This window comes from Adhaeribacter swui (genome assembly GCF_014217805.1).
In the GTDB taxonomy this organism is placed as follows: Bacteria; Bacteroidota; Bacteroidia; order Cytophagales; family Hymenobacteraceae; genus Adhaeribacter; species Adhaeribacter swui.
Genome location: NZ_CP055156.1, coordinates 5,571,133 through 5,598,115, shown reverse-complemented (window position 1 = coordinate 5,598,115; position 26,983 = coordinate 5,571,133). Strand labels below are relative to the sequence as shown.

17 protein-coding genes are annotated in these 26,983 nt (G+C 43.2%); 5 read left to right on the top strand and 12 right to left on the bottom strand.

Annotated elements, in window-relative coordinates; genetic code table 11:
- The first annotated feature begins 286 nt into the window (after positions 1-286).
- Both HUW51_RS23105 and HUW51_RS23100 read left to right on the top strand, forming a co-directional pair.
- Positions 287-1,003, top strand: coding sequence for a 3'-5' exonuclease (locus HUW51_RS23105; RefSeq protein ID WP_185271947.1), 717 nt, complete (start codon positions 287-289; stop codon positions 1,001-1,003).
- Entirely contained in the window at positions 1,000-2,907 is a 1,908-nt protein-coding gene (locus tag HUW51_RS23100) for a DUF294 nucleotidyltransferase-like domain-containing protein (RefSeq protein ID WP_185271946.1), read from the top strand. Before HUW51_RS23105 ends, HUW51_RS23100 begins: the two co-directional genes overlap by 4 nt.
- A gap of 638 nt (positions 2,908-3,545) precedes the next feature.
- On the opposite strand, the gene HUW51_RS23095 is transcribed toward HUW51_RS23100, so the two are convergent.
- The 4 genes from HUW51_RS23095 to HUW51_RS23080 form a co-directional block, all read right to left on the bottom strand.
- On the bottom strand, positions 3,546-4,670 hold the full coding sequence (locus HUW51_RS23095; protein WP_185271945.1) for an alkaline phosphatase family protein: 1,125 nt from the start codon (positions 4,668-4,670) through the stop codon (positions 3,546-3,548).
- A gap of 483 nt (positions 4,671-5,153) precedes the next feature.
- Positions 5,154-6,152 carry a PorP/SprF family type IX secretion system membrane protein gene (locus HUW51_RS23090; RefSeq protein WP_185271944.1) on the bottom strand — a complete coding sequence of 333 codons (999 nt, stop codon included), beginning with the start codon at positions 6,150-6,152 and terminating at the stop codon, positions 5,154-5,156.
- A gap of 7 nt (positions 6,153-6,159) precedes the next feature.
- Complete coding sequence (locus tag HUW51_RS23085; protein ID WP_185271943.1) at positions 6,160-12,657, bottom strand: gliding motility-associated C-terminal domain-containing protein; 6,498 nt, start codon at positions 12,655-12,657, stop codon at positions 6,160-6,162.
- 579 nt (positions 12,658-13,236) lie between these two features.
- The gene (locus HUW51_RS23080; RefSeq protein WP_185271942.1) at positions 13,237-14,523 is read right to left on the bottom strand and encodes an aspartyl protease family protein; all 1,287 of its coding nucleotides are present in this window, start codon (positions 14,521-14,523) and stop codon (positions 13,237-13,239) included.
- 320 nt (positions 14,524-14,843) lie between these two features.
- Here HUW51_RS23080 and HUW51_RS23075 point away from each other — a divergent pair, with 320 nt between their 5' ends.
- Positions 14,844-16,055 carry an RtcB family protein gene (locus HUW51_RS23075; RefSeq protein ID WP_185271941.1) on the top strand — a complete coding sequence of 404 codons (1,212 nt, stop codon included), beginning with the start codon at positions 14,844-14,846 and terminating at the stop codon, positions 16,053-16,055.
- A gap of 85 nt (positions 16,056-16,140) precedes the next feature.
- Here HUW51_RS23075 and HUW51_RS23070 read toward each other — a convergent pair whose 3' ends face one another.
- The 3 genes from HUW51_RS23070 to HUW51_RS23060 form a co-directional block, all read right to left on the bottom strand.
- Entirely contained in the window at positions 16,141-16,746 is a 606-nt protein-coding gene (locus HUW51_RS23070) for a DUF4136 domain-containing protein (RefSeq protein ID WP_185271940.1), read from the bottom strand.
- 367 nt (positions 16,747-17,113) lie between these two features.
- Positions 17,114-17,836 carry a M15 family metallopeptidase gene (locus HUW51_RS23065; protein WP_185271939.1) on the bottom strand — a complete coding sequence of 241 codons (723 nt, stop codon included), beginning with the start codon at positions 17,834-17,836 and terminating at the stop codon, positions 17,114-17,116.
- Complete coding sequence (locus HUW51_RS23060) at positions 17,836-18,009, bottom strand: hypothetical protein (RefSeq protein WP_185271938.1); 174 nt, start codon at positions 18,007-18,009, stop codon at positions 17,836-17,838. Before HUW51_RS23060 ends, HUW51_RS23065 begins: the two co-directional genes overlap by 1 nt.
- Positions 18,010-18,326: 317 nt before the next feature.
- Between HUW51_RS23060 and HUW51_RS23055 the strand changes: the two genes are divergently transcribed.
- On the top strand, positions 18,327-19,637 hold the full coding sequence (locus tag HUW51_RS23055) for an MFS transporter (RefSeq protein ID WP_185271937.1): 1,311 nt from the start codon (positions 18,327-18,329) through the stop codon (positions 19,635-19,637).
- A 29-nt stretch (positions 19,638-19,666) separates the two neighbouring features.
- On the opposite strand, the gene HUW51_RS23050 is transcribed toward HUW51_RS23055, so the two are convergent.
- The 3 genes from HUW51_RS23050 to HUW51_RS23040 form a co-directional block, all read right to left on the bottom strand.
- Entirely contained in the window at positions 19,667-20,509 is an 843-nt protein-coding gene (locus HUW51_RS23050; protein ID WP_185271936.1) for an ion transporter, read from the bottom strand.
- Between the two features lie 182 nt (positions 20,510-20,691).
- Positions 20,692-22,350: an amidohydrolase gene (locus HUW51_RS23045; protein ID WP_185271935.1), complete on the bottom strand. Its 1,659-nt coding sequence runs from the start codon at positions 22,348-22,350 to the stop codon at positions 20,692-20,694.
- Positions 22,343-23,116: an AMP nucleosidase gene (locus HUW51_RS23040; RefSeq protein ID WP_185271934.1), complete on the bottom strand. Its 774-nt coding sequence runs from the start codon at positions 23,114-23,116 to the stop codon at positions 22,343-22,345. Before HUW51_RS23040 ends, HUW51_RS23045 begins: the two co-directional genes overlap by 8 nt.
- Before the next feature lie 172 nt (positions 23,117-23,288).
- Here HUW51_RS23040 and HUW51_RS23035 point away from each other — a divergent pair, with 172 nt between their 5' ends.
- Complete coding sequence (locus tag HUW51_RS23035; RefSeq protein ID WP_185271933.1) at positions 23,289-23,738, top strand: type I restriction enzyme HsdR N-terminal domain-containing protein; 450 nt, start codon at positions 23,289-23,291, stop codon at positions 23,736-23,738.
- 90 nt (positions 23,739-23,828) lie between these two features.
- Here the strand turns inward: HUW51_RS23035 and HUW51_RS23030 are convergent, their stop codons facing one another.
- Positions 23,829-25,739, bottom strand: coding sequence for an LTA synthase family protein (locus HUW51_RS23030; protein ID WP_185271932.1), 1,911 nt, complete (start codon positions 25,737-25,739; stop codon positions 23,829-23,831).
- Between the two features lie 81 nt (positions 25,740-25,820).
- Positions 25,821-26,945: an alanine dehydrogenase gene (gene ald, locus HUW51_RS23025; protein WP_185271931.1), complete on the bottom strand. Its 1,125-nt coding sequence runs from the start codon at positions 26,943-26,945 to the stop codon at positions 25,821-25,823.
- Positions 26,946-26,983: the final 38 nt, after the last annotated feature.

Genomic DNA, 26,983 nt, shown 5'->3' with positions numbered 1-26,983 from the left:
GCTTAGACAGCCCGAAAGAGCCAAACGAGGCCCGCCGGCCAGGAGGCAAACTCAGCCTTGTCAAACAAGATAGCACCAGTAAATGGAGACGGGAACCGGCTCCAATTAATACAGGTAAAGGATGAAACTACTAAAACTCTCTTTTAGCAGCTTGCCAACGCAGATCAGGGTTCCGGCTTTTGGCCGGAGTAAAGTCACAGACTTTACTTTATAAGAAGGTACAAGTTTAAAAACTTGCACCAGCATAAAGGGTATAAGGGGATAAACGAAAATTTAAAAATCCGGCGTGAGAGAATACCTGTTGTTTATTGATACCGAAGCTTCCGGACTACCTAAAAATTGGAATGCCCCATTTTCCTTAGCCGGTAACTGGCCGTACGCGGTGCAGGTATCCTGGTTAATTTACACGCGAGATGGGCAGCAAATAAAATTTGAAAATCACTACATCAACGAACCTGATTTCCAGATTACCCCTTCGGCTTTTAACGTGCATGGCATTACCCACGATTTTTTAGAAAAACAAGGCGAAAGCAGAAGATCGATTTTAACCTTATTAGCAGATGATTTACAGCAATATCAGCCACTGATAGTAGGCCATTTTATGAAATTTGATGCTTCGGTTCTGGGGGCGGATTATTACCGGATTGGCTGGAAAAACCCATTGGATCTTCTGCCCACCTTTTGCACCATGGAGGCAACAACTTCCTACGTGCGGAATCCCCGGATAAAATATCTGCGGCTTGGCGATTTATATTATATTCTTTTTAAAAATAATTTAGAACAACAGCATAATGCGCTGGTAGATGTCCGGGCCACCGCCGATTGTTTTTTTGAACTGGTAAAAAGGCGCGAAATTGACCTGTCTGCTATTTTGCAGCAGGAAATAAAACAAAAACCAACGCCGGCCACACTGGAAATAAAACCTCCTCCCCGAAAAATTAAATACGGTATTGTTGCTTTCATTTTGTTTTTGTTAACTCTTTTACTGTATTATTGGCTATGACCGATCGATTTCAAGTTCTGAAAAACGCTGTTCCCTTTAACCTGTTACCCGACGAGGTATTAATGGGAGTAGTCGATTTGCTGGAAGAAGTAAAGTATACCAAAGACACAACCGTTTACCATCAGGAAGTGAGTAAGCTGCGGGGAGTTGATATTATTGCTGCCGGCGAATACGAATCTTTCTTTTACGATAGCGCCCAAAATAAACGTTTACTGGATCATCACCGGGTCGGATATTGTTACGGCGGCATTTCGGTGTTGCTAAACCGGCGTAAATCCCTCCGGACGGTTATTGCCAAAAAAGGAACCGTGGTTTATTTCCTGCACCGCCGCGATTTTCGAGCACTATGTCAGGCTTACGACGCATTTTTTCATTTTTTCACTACCGATTATGGCAAGCGCATGCTCAACGACGAGTTTGCGCATTTTGCGAAACGCCCGGCAGCTTTCGAAGAAAGTTACATTGCCTCGGAGCAACTATATTCCCGCAAAATTGAAAGCCTGGAGTACCGCGAAATAGTAGCCTGCCCTCCGGATACGCCCGTGTACCAGGTAGCGCAAATGATGGCCGAACATAAAGTAAGTTGCTCGTTTGTGGAGGAAGAACCCGGCAAAATTATTGGCTTTGTAACCGATATTACCCTCCGGGATAACGTAGTAGCCAGGCAAGCCGATGCGCAGCTGCCGGTTAAAAACTTCATGGACAATCCCATTGTTACCATTAATGCGCAGGCCTATATCTACGAAGCCATTTTGCTCATGTTCCAGACGAATACCCGTTATTTGTTGGTAGAGCAAAACGGACAATTCCGGGGTTTTCTGAGCCGCAACCGCTTATTAAGCGAGCAGGCGCAGTCGCCGTTTATGTTTATTCAATCGGTAAAACTAGCGCTTTCGCTGGATGAGTTAAAGGGCAAGTGGCAAAAAGTACCCGAAATAGTAACCCAGCTCTTAAGCCGGGGTGTGAACGCCGAAATTGTGAACCAGGTAATTACTACAGTAGCCGATACGATTGCTTTAAAAGTAATTCAGGGCGGGCTGGATGAAATGGGTACGCCGCCGGCCAAGTTTGTTTTTATGGTATTGGGCAGCGAAGGTCGTAAAGAGCAAACTTTAAAGACGGACCAGGACAACGCGATTATTTACGAAGACAAAGCCAACGAGCAACGCGAACTGGTGCGGGAGTATTTTTTAAAATTTGCCGATTTAATTTCCGAACGATTAGACCAGATTGGCTTTAGTTTTTGCACCGGTGGTTTTATGGCGAAAAATCCGAAATGGACGCATTCTTTATCGCACTGGAAACGCAATTACACCAGTTGGATGCAAGACATTGTGCCCGAAACGGTGATGAATTTCTCTACTTTTTTCGATTGCCGCTACCTGTACGGTGAAAAATCCATTATGGACGAATTGCAAGAATTTCTGGATCAGGAACTGCAGCAACCTATGGAGCGGCTTTATTTTCACATGGCCAAAAATGCCCTGCAATACGAGCCGCCACTTACTTTTTTCCGGAATATCCGCACGTTTACCGTGGGGAGTCAGGAAGTTTTTAACATTAAAAAAGCCATGACCCCAATTGTGGATTTGGTGCGGGTATACGCGTTGCAAAACTGTATTTTTGTTACCAATACCGGCGAGCGGCTCGCGGCTTTAAAAGAAAAAGGCATTTTCACTGAAAAGCAATATCTGGAACTGATACAATCGTATTATTACCTGATGAGTGTTCGCCTGAAAAAACAAGCCAACCAAATTACCCGCGACAAAGCCGAACCCGAAAACTACATGGACGTACGCAGCCTCACCAAAATTGAACAGGTAACGATCATCGAAATTTTTAAAATTATTAAAGATTTTCAGGCCGGCATAAAGCTAAAGTTTACCAATAACCTGTTTGGGTGATTTGTAGAAGTAAATGGGTGAGAGGCTTATAGCTTGATAAGAAAATTAGGAAGCTGAGTGAATAATAGCGAGGAAAAATAGGAGTAGGTGGAAGAACTAAGTAAATATTATGCTGTAGTTTCTTGCAAACTACTCCTGATGTATTGCTTACTTAACTAGTATACGAAAAAAAACAATTAGACACTGTAATATTAACTGGTTTGTGTACTATGATCCGTAATCTGGAACGACGGAGTTCCTAAAGACTCTTCTTTTCTTTCGATAGCCTTTTTACGCTGATTCTTCTTCTTTTTTTGTTTGCGTAAATAAATACTATAGTAAGCGGCTAAATAGAGAAAAACCAATAGTCCGATAAAAGGAATACTCCACAAAAGGAATAAAGCCATATTATTTTTGTTTTTATGTTTTACTTAAAATAGAATAAAAAGTTTGAAATTACGAGTTCTGGATAGATAATAACTGTTTTATTCCTTGTTAAGCTTTTGATTATTAACGAAGAATAATCTGAATAAGTATGTAATTATTTTGATAACAAGCTCTGGTTAAGAGCCAGGCAGAGCTGATGGTATGGATTGTGTTATTTCGCTTTTGAATTTCTTCTAACAAGGTAAAAGCTTAACTTGATCATACAGTACAACTTACTCCGCAGAACTAATTATCTCCGGATTTTTAAATACCGCTTTGATTACCTCTCCAGCCGGTTTGTCTGGCTTGTAAGTAATACCGAGGAAGGTAGTAAGCGTTTGAGCTAATTGGTCGGTGTAATATTGGCCGGCTTCTTTTACTTCGCCTAAAGCTGGCGTATCCGGTCCCAGAACCATAAACCATGTTTCGTCGGCTTCGCCGATGTTGGAGCCGTGATTTTGCCACGATCTTTTATTATTACCCCGGCCATGGTCGGTAGTTATAAGCAAAGTGGTTTTATTCCGGTATTTCGGGGTGTGTTGCACCCATTCCCAAAGTTCCTTGATAAAGGCATCGGTTTGGTGCGCCGATTTTAAGTAAGCTTCGTAACTGCCTTCGTGGGCAAAATCATCGGTTTCGCCGTAAGCTATGTAGAGCACCCGCGGCGAAGCTTTTTTTAAATGTTCCAGGGCAAAGTAATGGGTAAAAGCATCTAAACGCACATTTAGCCACGGACTGGGAACCCTGGCTTGTAATTTATTTAAAAATTTTTCGCGGTTAGTCAGATGGGGCGTGCTGGCGGTATCAAAACCTGCATTAATAAGTAAACCAGAGCGATTTTTATTTAAAATGTACGGGAATAAATCCCAGGAACCAAAAGCGGCTACTTTCTTCCGGAATCCCTTCTGCTCATTTATAAATTCCAATACCGTTTTATTGGGGTTATCTTTTTTGTCGTTACTGTCTACACGGCGGTCGTCGGTAAAACCGGTTAAAATTTCGTGGTAGCCCGGGTAGGAGAACCGGTGTTTATTGTGCAGATTAACTTTGTTATTGTGGTTCCTGTTTCCATAAATTTGTCCATTTTGAGCTAAGGTGGTCCATACAAACGGGAGTAATTTTTGGCGGCGTATTAGCGGATCATCGTGCCAGAACTTTTCTTTTAAAGCATCTTTATCTTTTACAAAATCTTTTTCCGAAATAAAGTCTTCATCGGCACCCGTAAACAGTTCCCGCCACCGAAAACCATCCAGGGTTATTAAAATTACGTTTTCTGTTTTTAGCCGGTGCTGGGCTTTTAAGGGGTTGTTATGTAAGTGCAGTAAAATAATAAAAACAATTAAAATCTTATAGCGCATAATCAGTTGGTTGAGGTCTGCTCAGAGCCCAGAGCTTGGTTTCTATAGCGTTCTAAAGTATTTAATAATAAAAATTTAAAATTTACGAACGTTAAAATCTGCAATTCCTTTATCAAACCAGCTAAAATTAAGTTCGATGTATAAGCTTCCTACTTTATAAAAGGCAAGCTACAGGATAATACTTAAAAATGAGGATTGTGGTTAAAGCCGAAGTGTTTTAAGCCGCGATTTTTAAATTTTATAAATATAGCTTCCGCAAGTTTGTTGATAATAAATTAAAACTATCGGAAGAGTTAAATATTAATTCCGTTGATTGCAAAGAAACCGTGGATATACTCGCACAAAAAAGGTAGCTATTTTTTAGCTACCTTAAATTTTTAATTTTTTAAAATTTTGTAAATACAAAACTAATAGCCGGTCTAAAGTACAGTGGTTTTTATGATGGTTATATATTATTTTTAAAATTTTAGATAAAGACAACGCTTACCACATCCAGATCGGGCAAATTACTTTACCTCGGTTTTGTAATTTAAAACCCACTACAATTTCGTGGCTGCCGGCATTGCTGGCGCTTAAGCCCGAAGTAGTTACATCGTAAGAATAACCTAAATCCATGACGGAGCTAATGTTTACCCCGGCTAAACCCGCAATAGCATCGCCGCGCCGGTACGAGCTACCTACCCAAAACCGGTCGCTGTATATGGCTTTTAAGTTAAAGTCGTAAGAAGGCGGGCTCGGTAAGGCTACATTTACCTGCACCGATGGTACCAGGCTTATTTCCGGAGTAACATCTAACCGTACGCCACCAGTGATGATGTAATGTTTTTGCAATAAGCCGGGTCCATTGTAATTAGCGTTGCTGTTAAAATCCTGATTATTGCGGAGTAACTGATTACCCGCTATACCTACGTAAAATTGCTGGGAGTATAGCCATAGGCCTACGCTTAAATTAAATTTAAGCCGGCTGATATCATTATCATACAAAGTAGGATCGTTTTGATTGGCTAGAAAAACCTCGTTGGCATTCAAACGATACTTCAGCATACCTCCCGCAATGCCCGTCGACAGTTTAATTTTATTGCTAAACGGGATATGATATGCATAGCTGGCATTAAAAGAAGTGCTTTTTAAAGGGCCGGTTTTATCTACCTGGGCTATAAAACCAACGCCATGGTGCGGGCGCGCCTTTTGGTGTAAACCAATCCGTTTAATCCGGCGATCTTTGTTGCGCAGCGCCGATACAGTTATATCGGTTTTGTTCAGGGGCGTATGGGCGCTGGTATAATAAGTGAGCGGCGCTCCTTCCAAACCCATCCATTGCCGCCGAAAACCAAGTTTCACATCCGTATAATCCTCGATGCCGGAAATCGCCGGATTTAAAATATAGTTATTGATCATGTATTGGCTGAAATGGGGCCGCTGTTGGGCCTGCAAATTTCCCGCTAATAATAGAAGCAACCAGAAAGTATAAAAATTTTTCATAAGTGCTTTATTTGATAATAGTGACGCTGCCGGATAAAGGCTTGGCGCCTGGTTTTAAAATAATGGTATAATAGTAAGTAGCTACCGGTAAAGCTTGCTGATTGTAAGTGCCATCCCAGGGTTGCTTATAACCGGATGAAGTATAAAGCAAAGTACCCCAACGGTTAAAAATTTTAACTTCACAATTCGGATATTGCTCAATGTTGGCCAATTCCCATACATCATTCCGGCCGTCGCCGTTCGGGGTAAATCCGTTGGGCACCGATACACCCGGCATTAATGCTACTACTACTTCGTCGGTAGCAGTGCAGCCTTGCGCATTGGTAATGGTAAGCGTGTACCGGGTGGTTTCTTTGGGGCTGGCAATCGGGTTGGCAATGTTAGGATCACTCAAACCTTCGGCCGGCGACCATTGGTAGCTTACGCCACCGCTGCCTTGTAACTCCGTTGATTTACCGGCTTCAATGGTTACATCTGTTCCGGCATTGGCCACGGGAGCTTCCAGTAACACTTTAATGGCTATGCGTTCCCCGGCACATCCTTGGTTTACAGGTTGAGCATAATAAGTGCGTTCTCTGTTCAGGGCCGGTGTAGCAAAACTGCGGCCCACGTGCAGCGGCGTTGTACTGGTAGCGGTTTCATACCATTCTATCTGGTAATTATTGGCATCTACAGTTAAAGTAGCGCTGTTACCCGGGCAAACAGTAACTGGGCTAACTGGCGCTAAAACCGGTAGCGGAACAACTGTAACCTGTACTAAATTACTGGCCAGGTTGGTGCAACCGCCACTGCTTACATTCCGGCGGTACCAGGTGGTACGGGTAAGAGCGCCCGGCGAGTAAGATGCCTGATTACTGATACCCGGCGCCGTTATAAAGTTTATGCCATCGGTGCTGCTTTCCCATAAGTAATCGGGTTGGTTAGCCCCGCCCGTTACCGGGGCACCAGTTAAAACAGTGGGCGTATCATTATAACAGATAGTCTGGCTACCGGTAATGGAGTTTTCTGAAATTTGGGCGGCTACCGTAATCTTAATGGTATTGGACAAATGGGTATTGCCCGCCGAACTAACTTTTCGCCGGAACCAGGTAGTTTCTTTTAACCGGCCCGGTTGGTAATTTTGGTCGAAAGAAGGATTGGGAGCGGTTACAAAATCAGACGCTAAACCGGTTGTGCTGTATTCCCAGATGTAAGTAAAAGTACCATCGCCCCCCGTAGGAGTGGAGCCTTCTAATAAGTTAGGTTCTGACCCGTAACATACAGTTTGGTTCGCCGCGATAATGTTATTGGCGATAGCCTGGGCTACGGTAATTTCAATTTCGTTACTGATTGATTCGCACCCACCCGAAAGAGCGATGCGCCGGAACCAGGTGGTTTTACTTAATACAGGAGGAGCGTAATTCAAAGAATTAGTATTACCCGCAATTGGTTGAAAATATCCTGTTTCTTCTGTTTTAATTTCCCAACGGTACGTAATGGTGCTTCCACCGCCTTTTGGTCTGGAGCCGGTTAAAGGCGCTGGTTTATCGCCCACCCGGATGGTTTGGTTAGCCGTAATAAAATGACCCGATAGGGGATCGTTCACGGTAATTTTAACAACCTGGCTCACGACTTCCTGGCACGGCCCGGAAGAAACCCACCGGCGGAAATACCAAACTCCTTTGGCTAAGGTGCCCGGCGCATAGTTTTTAGCCGTCGGGTCGCTGCTGCCCGAAGTAGTGGCTACCATAAAGGCCTGGTTGTCGCGCCGGCTTTCCCAACGATAAGTATACTGTCCATTTCCTTTTTCCGGGGTAGAGCCTTCTAAAACCGGAGCTTCGCTGCCCAGGCATATTTCCTGATCGCGGGTAAGAATAATGTTATTGGTAACAGGTTGGTAAACTTCTACTTTAATTACATTGCTGGTGTCGGGTAAACAGGAAGCGGCATCTACAATCCGGCGGTACCAGGTAGTTTGGGTTAGGGTGCCGGGCGTAAAATCTTTTAAATTATTAACCTGCGGAGCATTTGTAAATTGCTGGCCATCCAGGCTTACCTGCCAGGTATACGTCGGGGTTCCGTTGCCCCCGGTGGGTAAAGAACCTTGAATAGCATCGGGTTTGCTATTCACGCAAATAGCAAGGTTTCCGTTAAGCCGAATGGTATTGTTGGCCAGGGCAGTGTTTACTTTAATTAATACGGGCGCGCTATAAGAAACACAAGGACCCGAAATTACTTTGCGCCGGAACCACCAATTGCCCGGAGTAAGTAAAGCAGGCTGAAAGTTGGCCTGGGAATTAGATTCACCTGTCGCGGTAGTAGCTGCGGTGTAGAGTACATTATCAGAGCTGGTTTCCCATACATACTGGTAATTAGCACCATCTCCGCCGGAGGCAGCTTGCCCCAGGATTGTAGACGGCCGTACATTCTGGCAGATTTCCTGATTAGTGCCAGTTAATTTATTTACCAGTAATTCGTTTACCTTAACTTCAATCACATTGCTGTACTCCGAACAAGGACCAGAAGTAATTTTTCGCCGGAAAAAGGTAGTTTTGGTTAACGGACCAGGTTTGAAAGTAGAAGCATTGCCAGCAGTATTTATAACTTTAAAATCGGCTTCATCAATAGCTTTACTTTCCCAAACATACGTGTAGGTATTATTACCCCCTACCGGATTAGCGGCACTGCCTATTTCGGTGGGGCTTTCGCCTTTGCATATAGGTTCGGGTTGGGTTATATTGTAATTAGCTAAGGCTGGTAATACTTGTACCGTTACCAAGGTTTGCGCGCTGGCACAGTTGGTAACATTGGTGGCCTTTACAAAAAAAGTGTACGCTCCCGGTTCAATCAATGCAGGGGTGGTGAAACGATTAGCAGCAGAGGTGTTATTGGGAATCAAATTTCCTTTTTCATCGGTAACCGAAAAAGTAGTACCGGTTACGGGATTCACAACTAAGGTAGCGGAACTACCTACGCAAATGGCTGCTAAAGGCGCAACTACGGGAGTTGCCGGTAGGGCATTAATGGTAATTTTTACCACATTGCTGGTATTTGCCAGACAAGGGCCAGAAGTAATTACCCGTCGGAACCAGGTGGTTTGTGTTAAATTTTGTGGGGAGTACTCAGCGTATGAATTACCCGTTCCCTGCGCTACAATTACGTAGTTAGAACGGAACTCATCGGTGCTGCTTTCCCAAACGTAGGTGTATTGGCCGGTACCTCCGCTTATAGTTCCTAAACCGGTAATGGTAGTTGTATTTTCGCCGGCGCAAAATTCAGAACCACCATTTACGCCAATGGTATTGCCCGTGATAAGGGCCAGAACGTCTACTTTAACTTCCGCCGAAACATCTTCGCAGGTTCCTGATTTTACAATCCGGCGGTACCAGGTAGTTTGGTTTAAAATGCCAGGTGCGTAATCTTTCTTGGTATTAGAAAAAGTAGCATCGCCATTTACCGGGCTAAAGGCGGTAAACTCAGTACGGCTTTCCCAGCGGTAAGTATAGGTGCCGGCACCGGCGCCACCCAGCGGGTCGGAACCAATTAAGGTATTGGGTTTACCGTCGGCGCAAGCTGCCGCTACCGGAGCTATGGTGTTATTCGAAATTACGGGGTTTACCTGTACTACCACCGGTGTTCGGGGACTTACGCAGGTAGTAGTGCGATTATGTACGTAAAAAGTGGTAGTGGCCGTTAAAACCGGCGTGGTAAATACCGGACCGGTAAACACGCTGTTGGTTGCTGTTGGGGAGGTAAACCATTCGTAAATGCCGCCGGTGGAAGTAACTCGCAATTGCGTAGATTCGCCGGAACAAATTGGTGCCACCGTGGCTACTTCGGGCGCCAGCGAAGACGGAATTACTTCAATAACAATCTCATTACTGAAACTGGGCGTTGCGCAGGAACCGGAAGAAATTACCCGCCGGAAGGTAGTGGTGCGGGTGATGGCCGTAGGCTGGTAATTCTCACTAGTATTCGCATAGTTCGGATCGGGGCCACTAGCCGCCGTTTTCCATTCGGTGTCGCGGTCGGTTTTGCTTTGCCATAAATAAGTAAAGTTGCCGTAACCATTCCCGCCACTTGGTTGTAAAGCACTCCGGATTAAACCAGGGATTTCTCCGGCGCATATAGCCGGTTGTTCGCTTACAATACGGTTATTGGTAATGGCCGGAAGTACCTGCACGGTAACCGCCGTTTTCGCACTAACGCAATTAGCGGTGCTTTTACTCGAAACGTAATAAGTATAAGTGCCTTCGCGGGTTAAAGCAGGGGTAGTAAACTGGTTGCTGTTAGCGGCACTATTAGGCAGTACTGCATTATTTTCATCGTACCAGGTATAGGATACTCCGGTAACCGCATTGGCCGTAAAAGTAACAGTGTTACCCACGCAAACCGGATTTACTGCCGGTACAATGGGCATAGGTGGTATTGGATTTACCGTAATGGCTATAACATTACTTGTAGCGGTAGCACAAGGCGATGAAATAGCTTTGCGTCGGAAATAAGTAGTGCGGGATAAAACGCCCGGTTGAAAGTTTATCTGGTTATTGGGGCTGTTGTTTAAGCCGGTTGCAGCAACAAAATCGGTAGCAGTCGCGCTGGTGGTACTGCTTTCCCACAAATAGCTGATGGCACTACCTCCGCCGGTAGCGGCGGGTCCGGTTAATAAACCGGGGCTGCTATTAGCGCAAATGGCCGCTGCTCCCGTAATTACCTTGGGGTCTATGGCCGGATTAACTGTAACTGTAACGGGTTGACGCGGACTTACACAATTATTTACGGTAGTTTGAACATAATACGTGTAAGTGCCGGCCGCATTTAACACCGGCGTAGTAAATGACTTACTGGGTAAAGTATTTAACCGGGAACCGCCGGTAGCAGTAGAAAACCACTCGATTGTTCCGGCGGTATTAGTAGTTAAGGTAGCGGTTGAATTAATGCATATAGCAACATTTTCAGCTTCGGGAGCAGTTGGTATGGCATTTATGGTGATAGTTTGGTTGGCCTGGGTGGAAGTACCGCATTCACTCGTAACTTTAACCGAAACCGTATACACGCCAGGCTGATTAAACTGAATACTGGGGTTAGCCACAGTACGGCCATCGCTGGTAGTAAAATTAGCTCCCCCGGCTGGTCCGTTACTTACCGTCCATTCATACGAAATTTGGGTGGTATTATTAAAATTATAGGTGGGTTTATGCGCCGCATTTGCCGCATTAAAACTAATTGTTTGCGGGCCACAATAAGCTGCCGCTGCCGGCAAAGTAACCGTAGGTATATTTTTTATAGATTCAGTTTTAGGTGGCGCATTAGAAGTGCCGCAACTGTTAGTTACCTTTAAATTAAATGTATAATTACCAGAATTCGCAAATCGAAAAACGGGATCCTTGGAAGTAAAGGAACCACTAACAGCCGTTACTCCCGCAGACGGGGTTACCGTCCACAGGTAAGAAACTGCTTCGCCTACCGAAGTATTGCTCATGCTTACCGTTGAAGCACATCCGGATAATGGATTTAAAGTAGTGTTAAAACTAGCTGTTGGCGCCGAGATAACTTTTAAACTTTTAGTAACGGTGCCTCCTTTACATTTAGGGTCGGTACCTTCCAGAGGAGCCAGGTTAATGGAAATAGCGTAATTTCCTTCTTTACTAAATTGTATTATAGGTTTTTCTGACTTTTCATTGTAGCCGGAGGCATAAGACCAACCCTCCGCCGGTTCAATAGTCCATTGGCGCTCAAATTGGCGGGAGTTCGGGTCGGTAGCGTTGTAGCCATAATCCGAAATATCGGTTAGCGTAACCGGCGAATTCACACAACTTACCGGGCCGGGTTCTAGTCTAAAATCCGGGGTTGGTCCGTTAGAAACGTAAATGCCGCTACCCGTGCGTTCGGACGTTTTACAAGCATTGGACGCAGTTACTTTAATGGTATAGCCCAGCGATTTTCCTTTAGAGGGATTGTTATAAGTATGTTGAAATACTTTGGGATCATCCTGGTCGAAGGTAATAATAGTACCATCGCCAAAATCCAGGGTGTACTTGGTGGATGGTTCATTCAATTCGGTTTGGGTTACTTCAAACGTAAAACTAGCTGGGGAGCATTCATCTGTATCGCGGTAACTTAATCCTACATTGGGTACACTGCCATGAAATACCCTATAGGTTTTTTCTTCTATGCAACCGTTAATCCCTACTCTAAACTTTAAGTTGTATGTGCCCCGTTGCACATAGGTGTGGGCTTTTCGGGCAGTAAATTCGCTAAAGTTTTCTACCGGCGAGCCATCGCCCCAGTCAATGGAATAGGAGGTATTTGCTACTTTTGTTTGAGAGATATTCTCTACCTGTAAGGTATAGCCGGCTGTAGAAGAATTGGTACAGTTTACAAAAGGCTGACCAGTGGTTTTTACATCCCGTAGAGTAGCATCTGGTTTAACGGGACAATCCTGGGCCGCTAAACGGTTAATGAGTAAAAAATAAAGTAAAGTAATATGTAGGCTATAACTTAGTCGTTTTTTCCAACTACACATAAAATCCTGGAAATTATAAAATTTATATATAGCTTAGTTTAAACAAATTGCTACTTTATATAAAGTTTTACTTTTGGTAGAAGTAACCGATTTAGAGAAAGATAAAGATATTATGCAAAAATAAGGAGTAAGGCTTTTTCTCATAGTTGTAAAAATTTATATAAAATGGCTTGTTTAAAAGCTGCACTTTATGTTTTTATTGTTTTTGAAAAACCAGGTGCATCAAGTACTCCGGTGTACAAATATGATACACATTTTATCTTCTAACTAAGTTTTTTTAAGCTAAGTTTAATTTGAAAAATCACACAACAATGTAATTATTTTGATATTAATCCATTTACAGCCTGATTTTTCGGGGTGAGGTAGCTGTAATTATAATATTCCTGTTGTTTTTTAGGATTAAAATAGTAATATTAAGTGGGTTTCTGCTTGGGAGAGGTTAATCTTGGATTTTAGTTAAGTTGTAAATTTGCTTTTTTGCATTTATAGTGCAAGGCAAATGTAGAAAAAGTTATAAAAATAGATTAACTAAACGCTGCAGAGATAAAATTTTAAAAATTCAATAAAACAGGTAAGCTATTATATTTTGCGCTTGAGGGTAATTACGGTATAAATGCGTTGATCTCCCCGTTTTAAACCTAATAAAATATTATAACCAGGTTTTAAATGAAAAAGACGGTCTAGCTTCGTGATGGACATGGCGGAAGCTTCCGTCATGTTTACACTTACTAACTCGTCGCCAGCCATAATACCGGCTTCTTCCGCAGGTGAATCGGGCTCTACAAAGTTTACAATATAGCGTTGGTAATCTTTGCCGCTGGCGATAACATCAAGCCCGCACATATCATGTTCAAAAGGATCGCGAAAGTTGCGGTTAGGTTTCAGGTACATTACCTGCCGGCGGTAATCAAATACTATATCAAAACGCTTCAGCAGCTCATTTCCTAGATTACCGTTACGCGGCACCAGGTATACTTTGGCCCCTACATCCTGGTAGTTCGGAAAAGAGGTAAGTACATTTTGTAACTGGTAGTGGTTTAAAGAAAAAGATTTAATTCGACCTAGCTGCCCATTGATGGTACCGCTTAAGCCTTTGCCTAACTGCGCCTTTATCGACGGCGAAGGCACTTTAATGGCCACATTTGATTCTTGCTCCAAAGACAACGCATGTCCTGCTCCCGTGTCAATAATTAATTTAACCGGTATTTTTTTATCATCCGCGAATTGTGCGGCTGTAGTCAGGTACGGTTTTTGCCCTTCTATGGTAATGGGCACCGAAGAACCATAACCCCGGCGGTATTTAAAATCGGCGAAGTTTTGCGCCAATACCCGCATTTCCGAGTATTTAATTTGTACTACAAAGCTGCTGAAAAACTGGTAACCCAAAATGCCATAAACCGGCACGCCCACGTAACTCGATAAATTAAAAACATCTTCGGATAAAACGGCCACCTGCAAGTGATTAGCGGTTGTCTGACCCAATTTCATGCTAATGCCGGTGGCAATAAAAGCTTTTAAATCAGCTTCGGAACCCACACCGGCAATGGAAATATTTACGCCGTTTTTTAGCTGCAAACTATCCTTTAAAGTAGGGTCGGTTATAATGGTTACGCCTACCCCCGTATCCAGAATAAAATTAAAGGGCCCTTTTTGGTTAATGTAAACAGGCACTACAATTAAATTGCGGTGCATTTCAAAGTTTATAACACTCCTTTTATAGGGCGGCTCTAAGGCAAAAGCCCCCTGGGCAAACCCATTTTGCGTTAGGATAAAGTATAAGCCAATAAAAAAAAGAATAGTTAAAAAAGGGCGGCTGAAATTCAGTAGCTTCCAGATTAAACCAGTTGGCGGATAACTTTGCGGCATATGAAACTGGGCTACCTTTACTGCAATAATGCAGTAGATTTTATAGAACTGAATGTAGTAAAATAATCTGATTACTAAAAGTTTACGCGATTTATATGTGCTTTGATTACTTAAAATTTAAAATTTTTAAAAAATTTTAGTTTACCGAATACTTATGGCCAATCTCCATTATAATTCTTGAACTTAGAAAGTAAAAATAGGCCATTCCCAGTACCCATATAGTTGGTACCCAATTGCCATAAATTCTTTTGTTACCGCTTTCGTTAAAATACGTATGCATTACCCAAGTTGCAGTAAGGGGTGTAATCAAGAAAATAGTTATGGAGAATTTAACCATTTTTGGAGAGGAAATTATTGATGAAAATGCTATCCGGCAGATTAAGAACTGCATTTCACCGGAAGATATTGGGGTACTTACCGCCGATGCGCATTACGGTTATGGCCACCCCATCGGCGGAGCCGTGGCTTACAAAGATAAAATTTCGCTCTCCGGCGTAGGTTTTGATATTGCTTGCGGCAACAAAGCCGTACGAACCAATTTGCGCGCCAACCAGGTACCAGTAGCCCGGATTATGGACGAGATTGTGAAAAACATTGGCTTTGGGGTGGGGCGGCCCAATCCAAAACCCATCCAGCACCCGGTTTTCGACAGAATAGCGCATGCCGAATTTACGCCACAACGCAAACTGCGGAAATTAGCCCAGGAACAATTGGGTACCGTAGGTGGCGGAAACCATTACATCGATTTGTTCTCGGATGAAGAAGGCTGGCTTTGGGTTGGGGTTCATTTTGGCTCGCGGGGTTTTGGCCATAAAACAGCAACCGGGTTTATTGCCTTATCACAGGGCTTAACTTTTGAGGATAAAGCCAAAGAAGGGCCCATGGACGGACCACCCATTTTATTTGATATTAGTTCCGAAATCGGGCAAGACTATATTGCAGCCATGAGCCTGGCCGGAGAATACGCCTATGCCGGCCGCGATACCGTGGTGAACAAAGTTTTAGAAATACTAGGCGCTACCGTAACGTTTGAGGTGCATAACCATCATAATTTTGCCTGGTTCGAAGAACACCAGGGTTCTAAATATTGGGTAGTGCGAAAAGGCTGTACCCCCGCTTTCCCAGGACAATTAGGATTTATTGGCTCCAACATGAGCGATATATCGGTGATTATTGAAGGCGTGCAAAACGAAAAAGCCCAGCAAGGACTTTACTCTACCGTGCATGGGGCAGGTCGGGTACTTTCGCGGCGGCAGGCGGCGGGCAAACGGCGCTGGGTGAAAGGTAGAGATGGACGACGGTTCCAGGAAAGTGTTTCGCCGGGCTTAGTTGATTTTGAGAAAGTACAAAAAAATTTAAAAAAGCAGGGCGTTGAACTCCGGGGTGGGGCGGCTGACGAAGCGCCGGAAGTGTATAAAAAACTAGAAGAAGTGTTATCCTACCACGAAGGTACTATCCGGATTTTACATCGCCTGAAACCTTTAGGTGTAGCCATGGCTGGCGATTCGGAGTTTGATCCTTATAAAGATTAAAGGTAAAAGCAGGAGAATGGAAAAAGCCTGAGTTACCGGATAAGGGCAAATTTTATCTGGTAACCCAGGCAGGCACATGCTATAATTAATTTTGTTGCTGGCTGGCTTGTAAATAGCCTTCGGTAAATACTTTGTAGCGGTCGAAGATAGAACGAACGGCACTTTTTAAATAAGCTTCATTTTTAACGGTGTTTTCTAATACCCCGGAAGCGTATCCCTGCCAAACCGCCCGGTTCTTCTTTTTATCAATTAATACAATGAACAAAGTGCCTTTTTTTAGATTATACTTTACTGGGTCGTACTCCCGCTTTTCAATATTAGGGTCGTATTCTTCATCTTCGTCGAAAATACGGCCGGTCTCAATAAATTCGGTGATGTCGGCCTGGTTGTAGCCTTTTAGGAGCAGGTCTTCGTAAAATAACTTGTACGAAACCAGTAAATCGGGCCGGTTTTGATTAAACCGGTAACCTTGCACCTCCATGCGGGATTTAATGGCATTTTCAACAAAAGGATTAAACTTGCTGGAGTCACCCTCCGTATTTTTTACGCCAATAAAGTTAAAAGTCCGGTACTTTTTAAAATTTCCGGAATAACTATAATCCGATTCTACTTTATGATCATAGTAATTCATGCAGGCGGATAATTGGAGCAAAAGCAACCCTAAAATGATCCCGTAAAGCTTTCTGTTCATACATTTAAATATTATATAACTTCTTAAATAATTTTTATAGGTAATATACGAAAAGAATCTAAAATTGTATTTCTAAGAAAGTCATTTTCAGGGTAATAAGCACCAATTATTTTGTTATAAGTATTTAAGCGTTAAACAATTCGTAGTTATTGGGCTTTGGGTGCGTATTTTACAGGTTATTTTTAAAAATAATTATTCTGACCGGTTGTTTTTTCTTGAAAAATTTAAAAAATCATTTTTTAAAATCAACCAAAAAGAGGAGTGAAAAGAAAGCGTTTATTCATTTTCGGATGAAATTAAATAGAGGGATGCGCGCCTGGGTTTCAACTTGAAATGCTGCCATGGTTTTGATAATCCGGGAGCCGAATCAGGGCAGGTCTTCGAAAGAAATGTCGAGCAAATCAAATTTTTTAAAATTTCGGTAATCAAAGTGCCACCATTCTTCCGAGTACACCTGAAAACCTTGTTTGGTCATAACTCGCTTGAGCAATTCGCGGTTTTTAATCGCCTCGGGTGGTAAGTCTTGGTAATTTACGTGCGCTTTCTTGGTAAAATCGTCGAAAGAAGTGGGCATTTGCAGTTCCTGGCCGGTTTTTAAATCAATTAGGGTTAAATCTACGGTGCAGCCGCGGTTGTGCCGGGAGCCTTGCCAGGGAACCGCCAGGTATACGGTATCGCGCAATTTCTCGAAAAAATAAACAGTAGCGCGGTAAGGGCGGTAGGCATCAAAAATTTTTAAACCCAAGCCTTGTTGGTTTAACTCAGTTTGCACCTTTTTTAAAGCCTTGGCCACCGGCAGCCTTAAATACGCTTTAGCCGAAGGATAAACCGGCTCACCTAAAAAGTTATTAGCGGTGGCGTACCTTATATCTAATTTAACTCCCGGAATAAAGGTTGCCAGGTCTACTAAATTCAGGCTTTTATCCCGGGTAACTTGCTTTTGGTATACCGCCGGATCATTTATTACTTTTAATCCGTGCTTGTTGGGCGCTGCTTGCTGCGCTATTACAGGCCAGGTGGCCAGCAACAGGCAAAAAGAAAGACAGAGCCGTAAAGCCCCTAAGCGGGTAGGGTAAGCCAGACCAGGCATTATTTATTAGCGTAATATTTTTGAAAAAAAATAAGCAAACCCAGTAAAGTTGTAAAGCTTACCAAGGTGGCCGTAGTAACGTAACCCATGCTACTAAACTGATTAATACCTAAACCCAGGTAAATTGCCAACACCACCAGCGCGAACAAAAAAATTAATTGATGAATTTTCATGTAATTACATTTAATCAATCAGGTAATAAAAACTAAAACGCGATAAAGCAACAGATGTTTTTTGATGGCCCTGGTTTGTGGCTTTTTAAGTAGTTTGGTTAAATAGTTTTAATGGTAAAATCTAGTTATTGGTAGCCGAGGGAAAAGCTGATTTTTTTAAAAATTTTGTTTTTGGCTGGTATGCTGTATTAAAAAATTTATCCCCTAATGGATTTTGCGGCTATTTTCCGGTTACTTATTTTACAGCGAAATAATTTAAGGCGCCGGTAATTGTACTATATTACCGGTAAAAGTAAGCTGGTACAATAAAGCTCCTGATGGAAAAAAACAACCCCACCATAACCCGTGCCTGGTGCATTTACGACTGGGCCAATTCCGTATATTCTTTAGTTATTATTTCTACTATTTTCCCGATTTATTACGGTGCTGTAGCGAAAAACCCTGATGGTAGCAGCATGGTTAACTTTTTAGGCTGGCATCTGGATTCGTCAGTACTTTTTTCTTATTGCATTTCTTTTTCTTATTTACTGGTGGCGTGTACCAGTCCGCTTTTAACGGCCATAGCCGATTACAGCGGTCATAAGAAATTGTTTATGCGCTTATTCTGCTACCTGGGTTCCATCTCCTGTGTTTTGCTTTTCTTCTTTACAAAAGAAACTTTCACCATCTCGGTTATTTTGTTTGTTTTGGCCGCTATGGGTTACAACGGCAGCATTGTATTTTATAACTCCTACCTCCCTGATATTGCCACCGAAGACCAGTATGATAAACTAAGTGCCCGCGGGTTTTCGCTGGGCTACATTGGTAGCGTGCTTTTGTTAATTTTTAATTTAGCCTTGGTGCTAAAACCTACTTTTTTCGGCATCGATCCGCAGAATACCAGCTTGCCACCTCGTATTTCATTTCTGCTGACCGGTTTCTGGTGGTTTGGCTTTGCGCAATATACTTTCTGGAAATTGCCTAAGCGCCAAACTCCCGGCAATCGCCAAGGTTCGTGGTTGTTGAATGGTTTTCGGGAGTTAAAAAAAGTATGGCAGCAGGTAAAGAAGCTGTACTTGTTAAAACGCTTTTTGCTGGCTTTCTTTTTTTACAACATGGGCGTGCAAACCGTAATGTATGTGGCCACCGTTTTCGGCGATAAAGAATTAAAATTAGAATCAGATGCCTTAATTGTTACTATTTTGGTTTTACAATTAATTGCCATACCGGGAGCCTACGGCTTTGCCCAACTCTCCAAAGCCTACGGCAATTTTAGTGCTTTAGCGGTAGCCGTACTTATTTGGGTGGGCGTTTGTGTGGGCGCTTATTTTACTTACACCGAAAATCAGTTTTACTTGTTGGCAGCCTTTGTAGGCGTGGTTATGGGCGGCATTCAATCGCTTTCCCGATCAACGTACAGCAAGTTAATACCGAGCAATACCCGCGACACTACATCTTTTTTTAGTTTTTATGATGTTACTGATAAAATGGCCATTGTACTAGGTACTTTAGCCTACGGCGGCATTGCGCAGGTAACTGGCTCTATGCGCAATAGTGTTTTGGCCTTGATGATTTTCTTTTTTATTGGTTTAGTATTCTTATTAACCATTAAAGGCAAACGCACTCAAGTAAACCAGGTAGCTGCCTGATTTTTTAAATTTTTAAATTTTAGCTAACTCTAAGAAGTAGTATCCGATTCCGGCGAGGTTAAATTATTACCACAGTTACTGCAGAAGTTGGCGTCTTTGGCGTGGCCTTCTTTGTGGCAATGCGGGCAAATACGGGTATTAAAAGTTTGCTTTTCGGAGTTTGCTAACTCCACCGATACAATGCCGGTTGGTACGGCAATTATGCCATAACCCATTATCATTAAAAAGCTGGCCAGTATCTGACCAAAAGTGGTTGCCGGGGCAATATCGCCGTAGCCCACGGTGGTTAAAGTTACAATGGCCCAATAAATACTTTTGGGAATGCTGGTAAATCCGTTTTTTGATCCCTCTACGATATACATAATAGAACCCACAATTACCACTACCATTAAAACTACCCCTAAAAACACCGAAATTTTAGGTAAGCTGGCCCGTAAAGCCCGTGTTAAAACCTGACCTTCGTTAATAAACCGGGTAAGTTTAAAAATACGGGCAGCCCGAAGTAAACGTAAAATCCGGATAACTAATAAATACTGGTAACCACCCAAAATAAGACTCAGGTAGGTGGGCAAAATTGCCAAAAAATCTACAATCCCGAAAAAAGAAAACAGGTACCGAAATGGTCTAGGCGAGGAGTAAATTCGAAGCAGGTATTCTAAACTAAACAGAATAGTGAAAACCCATTCCAAAATTTTAAAATAACTACGAAAATGATGATTGATACTGGGTACTGTTTCCAGGCAAATAATAAATACACTGAACAGGATTAAAAATAAAAGTATAATATCAAAGGTTCTTCCGGCTTTGGTTTCGGCCTCAAATACAATCGTGTAAAGTTTTTGCCTTAAAGAAATACGCTTTGCCTTATTCATCCGGTAGTTTTTTGTACGCTAATTTGCCTCGGGGTGCAAGTTTAAGTTACGGTAAGTTTAAAGATTAAAAGATAGAGCTAGGCTTATGCAAAATTTGAAATTTTTAAAAATAAAATTCTAAATAACTCACCAGTGTTGGTAAAGTCTTAGTGCAGGTGAGTTTCCAATTTATTGCCGCCGGTTTACTTTCTCCGGAAAACTTCCTCGCCGTTTACAAAGGTATTTGTTACCTGGGTATTTCGGATTTCGGAGGCGGGTACGGTCATGATATCCTGGTTCAGAATCACAAAATCCGCCAGTTTACCGGGCTCCAGGCTACCCCGGTTTTTTTCTTCGAAGTTGGCGTAAGCGGCCCAGATGGTAGTACCCCGCAAAGCTTGTTCGCGGCCTAAAGCATTATTCATCTGAAAACCTCCGGCGGGATAATTTTTGGCATCTTGCCGCGCCACTGCCGCATGAAAACCAAACAAAGGATTGATGTGCTCCACCGGAAAGTCGCTGCCTAGGGCAATAAAACCATTCTGATTAAGTAAATCTTTATAAGCATAAGCATGAGCCAAGCGTTCTGTGCCGAGCCGGTCGCCGGCCCAGTACATATCCGAAGTGGCGTGTGTGGGTTGTACCGACGGTATAATGCTGTATTTCCCGAATTTGGATACATCCGTTGGATTTACTACCTGGGCGTGCTCGATGCGCCAGCGGCGGTTGTTTTTACTTTTTAACACTTCACCGTAAATATCGGCCAGTAAGCGGTTCGCCGAGTCGCCAATGGCGTGGGTGTTCATCTGAAAACCGTGTTGGAATAAATCAGCGGCGAGTTTCCGGTAATCGGTGGATTGGCGCAGTAAAAACCCGGTTTCTCGTGGGCGGTCGTGGTAGGGGTGTAGCAAGCACGCTCCGCGCGAGCCTAAAGCCCCATCGGCGTATACTTTAAAACTGCTTACATCCAACCGATCAGTATGGTACGGTCCATTTTCAAAATAATAATGCTGGTTAGCCGCCGACGGGCTGAGCATGGCATATAACCGAATTTTTAAATTTTTTGCTTTTTGCAAGGAGTCGTACAAATCAATAACGGGTTTTTCTAAACCGGCATCTACCACGGTTGTCAGGCCCACGGCAAAGCAGTTTTGTTGTGCCTGTAGCAAAGCTGCTACTTTTTCTTTACCGGAAGGTTCCGGAATTTTTGCGGCCACCAACTCTACGGCATTATCTACTAAAATGCCGGTTAGTTTATCTTTATTTTGTTCGATTACCCCGCCGGTAATTTTAGTTTGGGTGGAGATGCCGGCTAAATCCAGCGCTTTTTTATTCACCAGGGCTGCGTGGCCATCGATGCGTTCTATAAAAACCGGAACATCCGGGAATAAGAGGTTTAAAGTATCTTGGGTAGGAAAACTTTTATTCTGCCAGTCGTTTTGGTCCCAGCCTCGACCTAGCAACCACGCAGCCTTGGGGTATTTCTGGCGATGTTGTTCCAGCTTTTGTACTACCTCCGCAAACGACCTAGTACCCACCAAGTCGGCTTGTTGTAAGTTTAAGGCGTAACCGTAAAAGTGGGCATGCGCATCAATAAAGCCGGGGTATACGGGTTTGCCCTGTGCATCCATTTCCTGTTGGGCCGCATACTTACCACGAATTTCTTCGGTTAAACCTATGGCTACAAACTTACCATCCTGCACCGCAAATGCCTGAGCTTCATCAAAATTTGGATTAACGGTATAAACCCGGGCATTGTAAACAATCAGGTCAACTTTAGTTTTAGACTGGCAGAAAGTTAGTAAAACTGAGAAAGCAACCAGGAATAAACCCCCGAAGCTCCACATCAATTGTTTATTCATAGCGTAAGTGTTTCACCGATTCGCCGGAGTCGCGGAGTTCAATCATGGCGTCGATGCCAATGCTTAAATGTTTTTCAACAAAGTTGGTGGTAACTTTTAAATCGCTTTCGGCAGTTTTAACCCCTTCCGGGGTCATTGGGTTATCCGATACCAGCAAGAGGGCCCCATGTGGAATATGGTTCATAAAACCTACTACAAAAATAGTAGCGGTTTCCATATCAATGCCCATTACCCGCACCGAACGCAGATAAGCTTTAAATTCTTCGTCGTGTTCCCACACTCGGCGGTTGGTGGTATAAACGGTGCCGGTCCAGTAATCCATTTCGTGTTTCTTAATCATCGACGAAACCGAACGTTGTAACCGGAAAGAAGGTAGGGCCGGAATTTCGGGCGGTAAATAATCATCGGAAGTACCTTCGCCGCGAATGGCCGCAATCGGCAATATTAAATCGCCGAGTTTTACTTTTTCTTTAATACCGCCGCATTTGCCTAAAAACAAAGCCGCTTTGGGTTGCACCGCCGACAGCAAATCCATTACCGTGGCGGCCATGGGGCTGCCCATGCCAAAATTAATGATGGTGATGTTATTGGCCGTGGCCGATTGCATGGGTTTGTTCATGCCCCGGATTTCGCAGTTAAAACGTTCCGAGAACATTGCCACGTAGTTAATAAAATTGGTAAGCAAAATATATTCGCCGAACTCATCGAGAGCCATACCCGTGTAGCGGGGAAGCCAATTCCGGACAATTTCTTCTTTTGATTTCATAGTGAATGGTTACAAGTTGCAAGTTACAGGTTATTCTGGTTGCAAAGTTAAAAGGTTGTTTGTTACACGGTAGTAAGGCGATAAAGTTGGCTAGTTAAAAAGTAGAAAGGTTTTATCTTTGGCCGAAAGTTAGTTTAAGTACATTTTTAAAAATCTGGGTTTGTAATTAGAGATGGAGGAATTAAACTTGCCGGCATACGCGGTTCAGGTAAAACAGGCGGATGATAATTTTTATATTTTTGATTTTATCCGCAGAAAGTACCTGGTTTTAACGCCGGAAGAGTGGGTCCGGCAGCATTTTATTCATTACTTGGTGCAGCATTTACAATACCCCAAAGGTTTAATTTCGCCGGAACGGGGCTTAAAGTATAACACCCTGAACAAGCGCACCGATATCTGCGTGTTTGATACAGCCGGGCAGGTAAGCATGTTAGTGGAATGTAAAGCAACTTCGATTAAAATTACCGAAACTACCATCCGGCAAGCAACCACCTATAATCAGAATATCCGGGCTAAATACGTGGTGCTCACCAACGGTCTGGAGCATTATTGCTGGCAAGTAGATTTTAAAAATAATACCGTTTTTCCCTTGGCGAGTATTCCGGTTTACCAGCAAGTATAATTAATAAATAGCTTGCCGTTAACGAGAAAACCGCAGGGCATTAAACCGGCAAATTTTTAAAATTTTAAATTCCAGCTTTTCGTTTTACCACTAAGGAGCAATGGCGGGTTTGCCGGGATATAGCCAAAAGTATAAATTATTATCCAGTAAGGCATTCCGGAAGTATTGCACGTAAGCTTCCAGTTCGCGGGAGTAAGTTTTTTTAATCTGTTCAGGTTGATTCTTTAAATGAACAAGCCCGTGCGATTTGTATTTGTAAAGCTTGGTTTCGCCATCGGGGGGCAACTCGGTAATAAAATCCGGACGAACCAGGGTGTAAATACCATCGCTGTAGATAAGAGCCTGGCCTTTATTACTATCTTTCAGTACCGATTTCCCAAAGGGTAATAGCTTATTCGTCGGAACATTTAAATAATCTACCAGGGTGGGCATTATGTCGGCATGCTGGGTTACTTTTCGAGTATTAACGTGCGCAAATTTTTTACCCGGATGAAAGAACAGCAAAGGCACTTTGTGATAACCCAAGCGGTTTTTATAATCTTTTCGATACACTTGCTGGGTGTGGTCGGCGGTTAAAACAAATAAAGTATTGGGGTACCAGGGCTCTTTGGCAGCCGCTTTAAAAAATTGCTTCAGCGCAAAATCGGTGTAGCCAATGGTTCGGTGAATTTTTAAATTTCCTTTCGGGAAAGCATCCTGGTATTTAGCCGGTAAGGTATATGGGTGATGAGCGCTGAGTGTAAAAACCCCAGTGATAAAAGGCTGCGGCTGCTGCGTAAGTTGTTTGGACACGTACTGCAAATAAGGCTCATCAAAAATGCCCCAGTTGCCATCAAAATCGGCTTCGCGCCGCGCGGCTGGGTATTCATCTAAACCGTAATAACGGGCAAAGCCCGCCAACTTGGCAAAAGCGTTAAAACTCATGGTGCCATTGGCCCCGCCGTGGTAAAAAGAAGTATAATAACCCAGCGGTTGTAAAACACTGCCAATGCCGTAAATTTCGTTGCCTTGGTAGGCCGATGCCATAAACGGATTATCCATTAAAGAAGGTAGGCCCGACAAAATAGACGGTAGTGCTTCGATGGAGCGACGGCCGTTGGCGTAATTCTCCCGGAAAAACAAGCCTTGCGTCGCTAAAGAATCAAAGAAAGGCGTGTACCCTTTTCCGCCATTCTCAATGCCGGTATACTCCGAACCAAAACTTTCCAGAATCAAGATTACCACGTTATCCCGCACAGGTTCGCCAGTTGTTATGGATGCTTTTTGCGGGTCAAAGTCAATGGTTTGCAGCAGTTCTTGCCGGTTGGTAAAGTAGCGTGCCCGGTCGATGGTTCGTTTGTTCAGGCTGCGCATAAAAGTAAAGGTGCTATTCAGCACCAGGTTGCCTAATACCGGTGGTTCGTAATTAAAAGCGCTGCTCACCCGGATAGGTTTATACTGGATACCGCCCCGGATTAAAATAATGGTGGCTAAAGTTAATACCACTACTTGCCAGATTTTACGCCGGGGTTTTTGGTGGTGGTACGCGAATTTATCGGGATATAAGAAATAAAGGCCAGTTAATAGAATAATAAATAGAAGTAAGATATACCAGTAATGCTGCGTTAACTGAATAGCTTGCGCCAAAATATCCTGGGTAATGGTTGCAACTTCGTTGGTAGAGCGCCGGCCGATAAATTTAAAATACTCGGTATCAACTAAGTTTAGTAGAATAAAAGGCGCATTTACAACGAAATAAAGAATTTTTAAAAATTTCTGATAACCTACCCGATACAATATTTGCGTGGGTGCCAGCGAGAAAAAAAGAAAAGGGATATTAATCAGTAAAATGGCGGAAAAATCAAAACGCAAACTATAAACAAAAGCCCAAAAAAGATTTTCGGCTGGTATTTGGTTAAAAGTAGGCAAATTAGCCAGAAAAAATGCCACCCGCAACAACTGGTACGTGAGCAGCAGCAAACCAAGCCGTTTAAATATAATTTTTAAAAAAGGATCGAACATTTAATTGAAACTAGCCTGCAAAATAAAGCCTTTCCAACGTAGCTGGAAAGGCTTTACCAATAAATTAAAAAATTTAAAAAATTAATGAACCGGTTCCAGTAGTTCGGTAGTGTTGCTTAATTTTAAATTCCAGGCATCGGCTACGCCTTTGTATACAACCTCGCCGTTTACCACGTTCAACCCCGAGCGTAACTCCGGATTATCTAAACACGCTTTTTGCCAGCCTTTATTGGCCAGTTGCACGGCGTAAGGCAAAGTGGCATTGGTTAAAGCTAAAGTAGAGGTATAAGGTACAGCCCCCGGCATATTGGCCACGCAGTAATGCACTACATCATCAATAATATAAGTCGGGTTTTCGTGGGTGGTAGGTTGGCAGGTTTCAATGCAACCGCCCTGGTCTACGGCTACGTCTACCAATACGGTACCAGGTTTCATTTCTTTTAACATGTCGCGGGTAATCAGGTGCGGTGCTTTGGCACCGGGTATTAATACCGCACCAATAATTAAATCAGCGGTTTTAATGGCTTCCCGGATGTTATACTCGTTTGAGTACTGCGTAATAACGTTAGCGGGCATAAAATCAGCTAGTTCCCGTAAGCGGTTCAGGTTTATATCCATAATAGTTACCTGGGCACCCAAACCAGCCGCAATTTTAGCAGCCTGGGTACCAACTACCCCGCCACCCAAAATTAACACATGCGCTGGCTTTACTCCGGGTACGCCTCCCAGTAAAATACCGCGACCTTTTAAAGGTTTTTCTAAATATTTGGCTCCTTCCTGGGGAGCCATCCGGCCGGCTACTTCGCTCATGGGCACTAATAACGGCAGCGATCCGTCTTTACGCTCCACAGTTTCGTAAGCCAGACAAATAGCTTTGCGGGCAATCATGGCCTGGGTTAATTCTTCGGAAGAAGCAAAATGGAAATAAGTGAAAAGTAGCTGGCCTTCCTTAATAAAATTATATTCTGGGGCGATTGGCTCTTTTACCTTAATAATCATATCGGCAGTACCGTAAACTTCTTCGATAGTAGCTAGTATTTGCGCGCCTGCCTGCTCGTATTCGGCATCCGTAAAGCCACTGCCGCTACCGGCGGTGCTTTGCACGTAAATGGTGTGGTGGTGTTTTTTTAATTCTGCAACCCCGGCTGGCGTCAGGGCCACCCGGTTTTCGTTATTTTTAATTTCTTTCGGAACGCCTATGATCATTGGTTTTAAGGGTAAATTATTAGGTGGTATCAGGTGCT

Bases quoted from the DNA above. Each gene is read 5' to 3' on its own strand.
- HUW51_RS23100 (WP_185271946.1), top strand. From the start codon at position 1,000: ATGACCGATCGATTTCAAGTTCTGAAAAACGCTGTTCCCTTTAACCTG.
- HUW51_RS23095 (WP_185271945.1), bottom strand. From the start codon at position 4,670: ATGCGCTATAAGATTTTAATTGTTTTTATTATTTTACTGCACTTACAT.
- HUW51_RS23090 (WP_185271944.1), bottom strand. From the start codon at position 6,152: ATGAAAAATTTTTATACTTTCTGGTTGCTTCTATTATTAGCGGGAAAT.
- HUW51_RS23085 (WP_185271943.1), bottom strand. From the start codon at position 12,657: ATGTGTAGTTGGAAAAAACGACTAAGTTATAGCCTACATATTACTTTA.
- HUW51_RS23080 (WP_185271942.1), bottom strand. From the start codon at position 14,523: ATGCCGCAAAGTTATCCGCCAACTGGTTTAATCTGGAAGCTACTGAAT.
- HUW51_RS23075 (WP_185271941.1), top strand. From the start codon at position 14,844: ATGGAGAATTTAACCATTTTTGGAGAGGAAATTATTGATGAAAATGCT.
- HUW51_RS23070 (WP_185271940.1), bottom strand. From the start codon at position 16,746: ATGAACAGAAAGCTTTACGGGATCATTTTAGGGTTGCTTTTGCTCCAA.
- HUW51_RS23065 (WP_185271939.1), bottom strand. From the start codon at position 17,836: ATGCCTGGTCTGGCTTACCCTACCCGCTTAGGGGCTTTACGGCTCTGT.
- HUW51_RS23060 (WP_185271938.1), bottom strand. From the start codon at position 18,009: ATGAAAATTCATCAATTAATTTTTTTGTTCGCGCTGGTGGTGTTGGCA.
- HUW51_RS23055 (WP_185271937.1), top strand. From the start codon at position 18,327: ATGGAAAAAAACAACCCCACCATAACCCGTGCCTGGTGCATTTACGAC.
- HUW51_RS23050 (WP_185271936.1), bottom strand. From the start codon at position 20,509: ATGAATAAGGCAAAGCGTATTTCTTTAAGGCAAAAACTTTACACGATT.
- HUW51_RS23045 (WP_185271935.1), bottom strand. From the start codon at position 22,350: ATGAATAAACAATTGATGTGGAGCTTCGGGGGTTTATTCCTGGTTGCT.
- HUW51_RS23040 (WP_185271934.1), bottom strand. From the start codon at position 23,116: ATGAAATCAAAAGAAGAAATTGTCCGGAATTGGCTTCCCCGCTACACG.
- HUW51_RS23035 (WP_185271933.1), top strand. From the start codon at position 23,289: ATGGAGGAATTAAACTTGCCGGCATACGCGGTTCAGGTAAAACAGGCG.
- HUW51_RS23030 (WP_185271932.1), bottom strand. From the start codon at position 25,739: ATGTTCGATCCTTTTTTAAAAATTATATTTAAACGGCTTGGTTTGCTG.
- ald (WP_185271931.1), bottom strand. From the start codon at position 26,945: ATGATCATAGGCGTTCCGAAAGAAATTAAAAATAACGAAAACCGGGTG.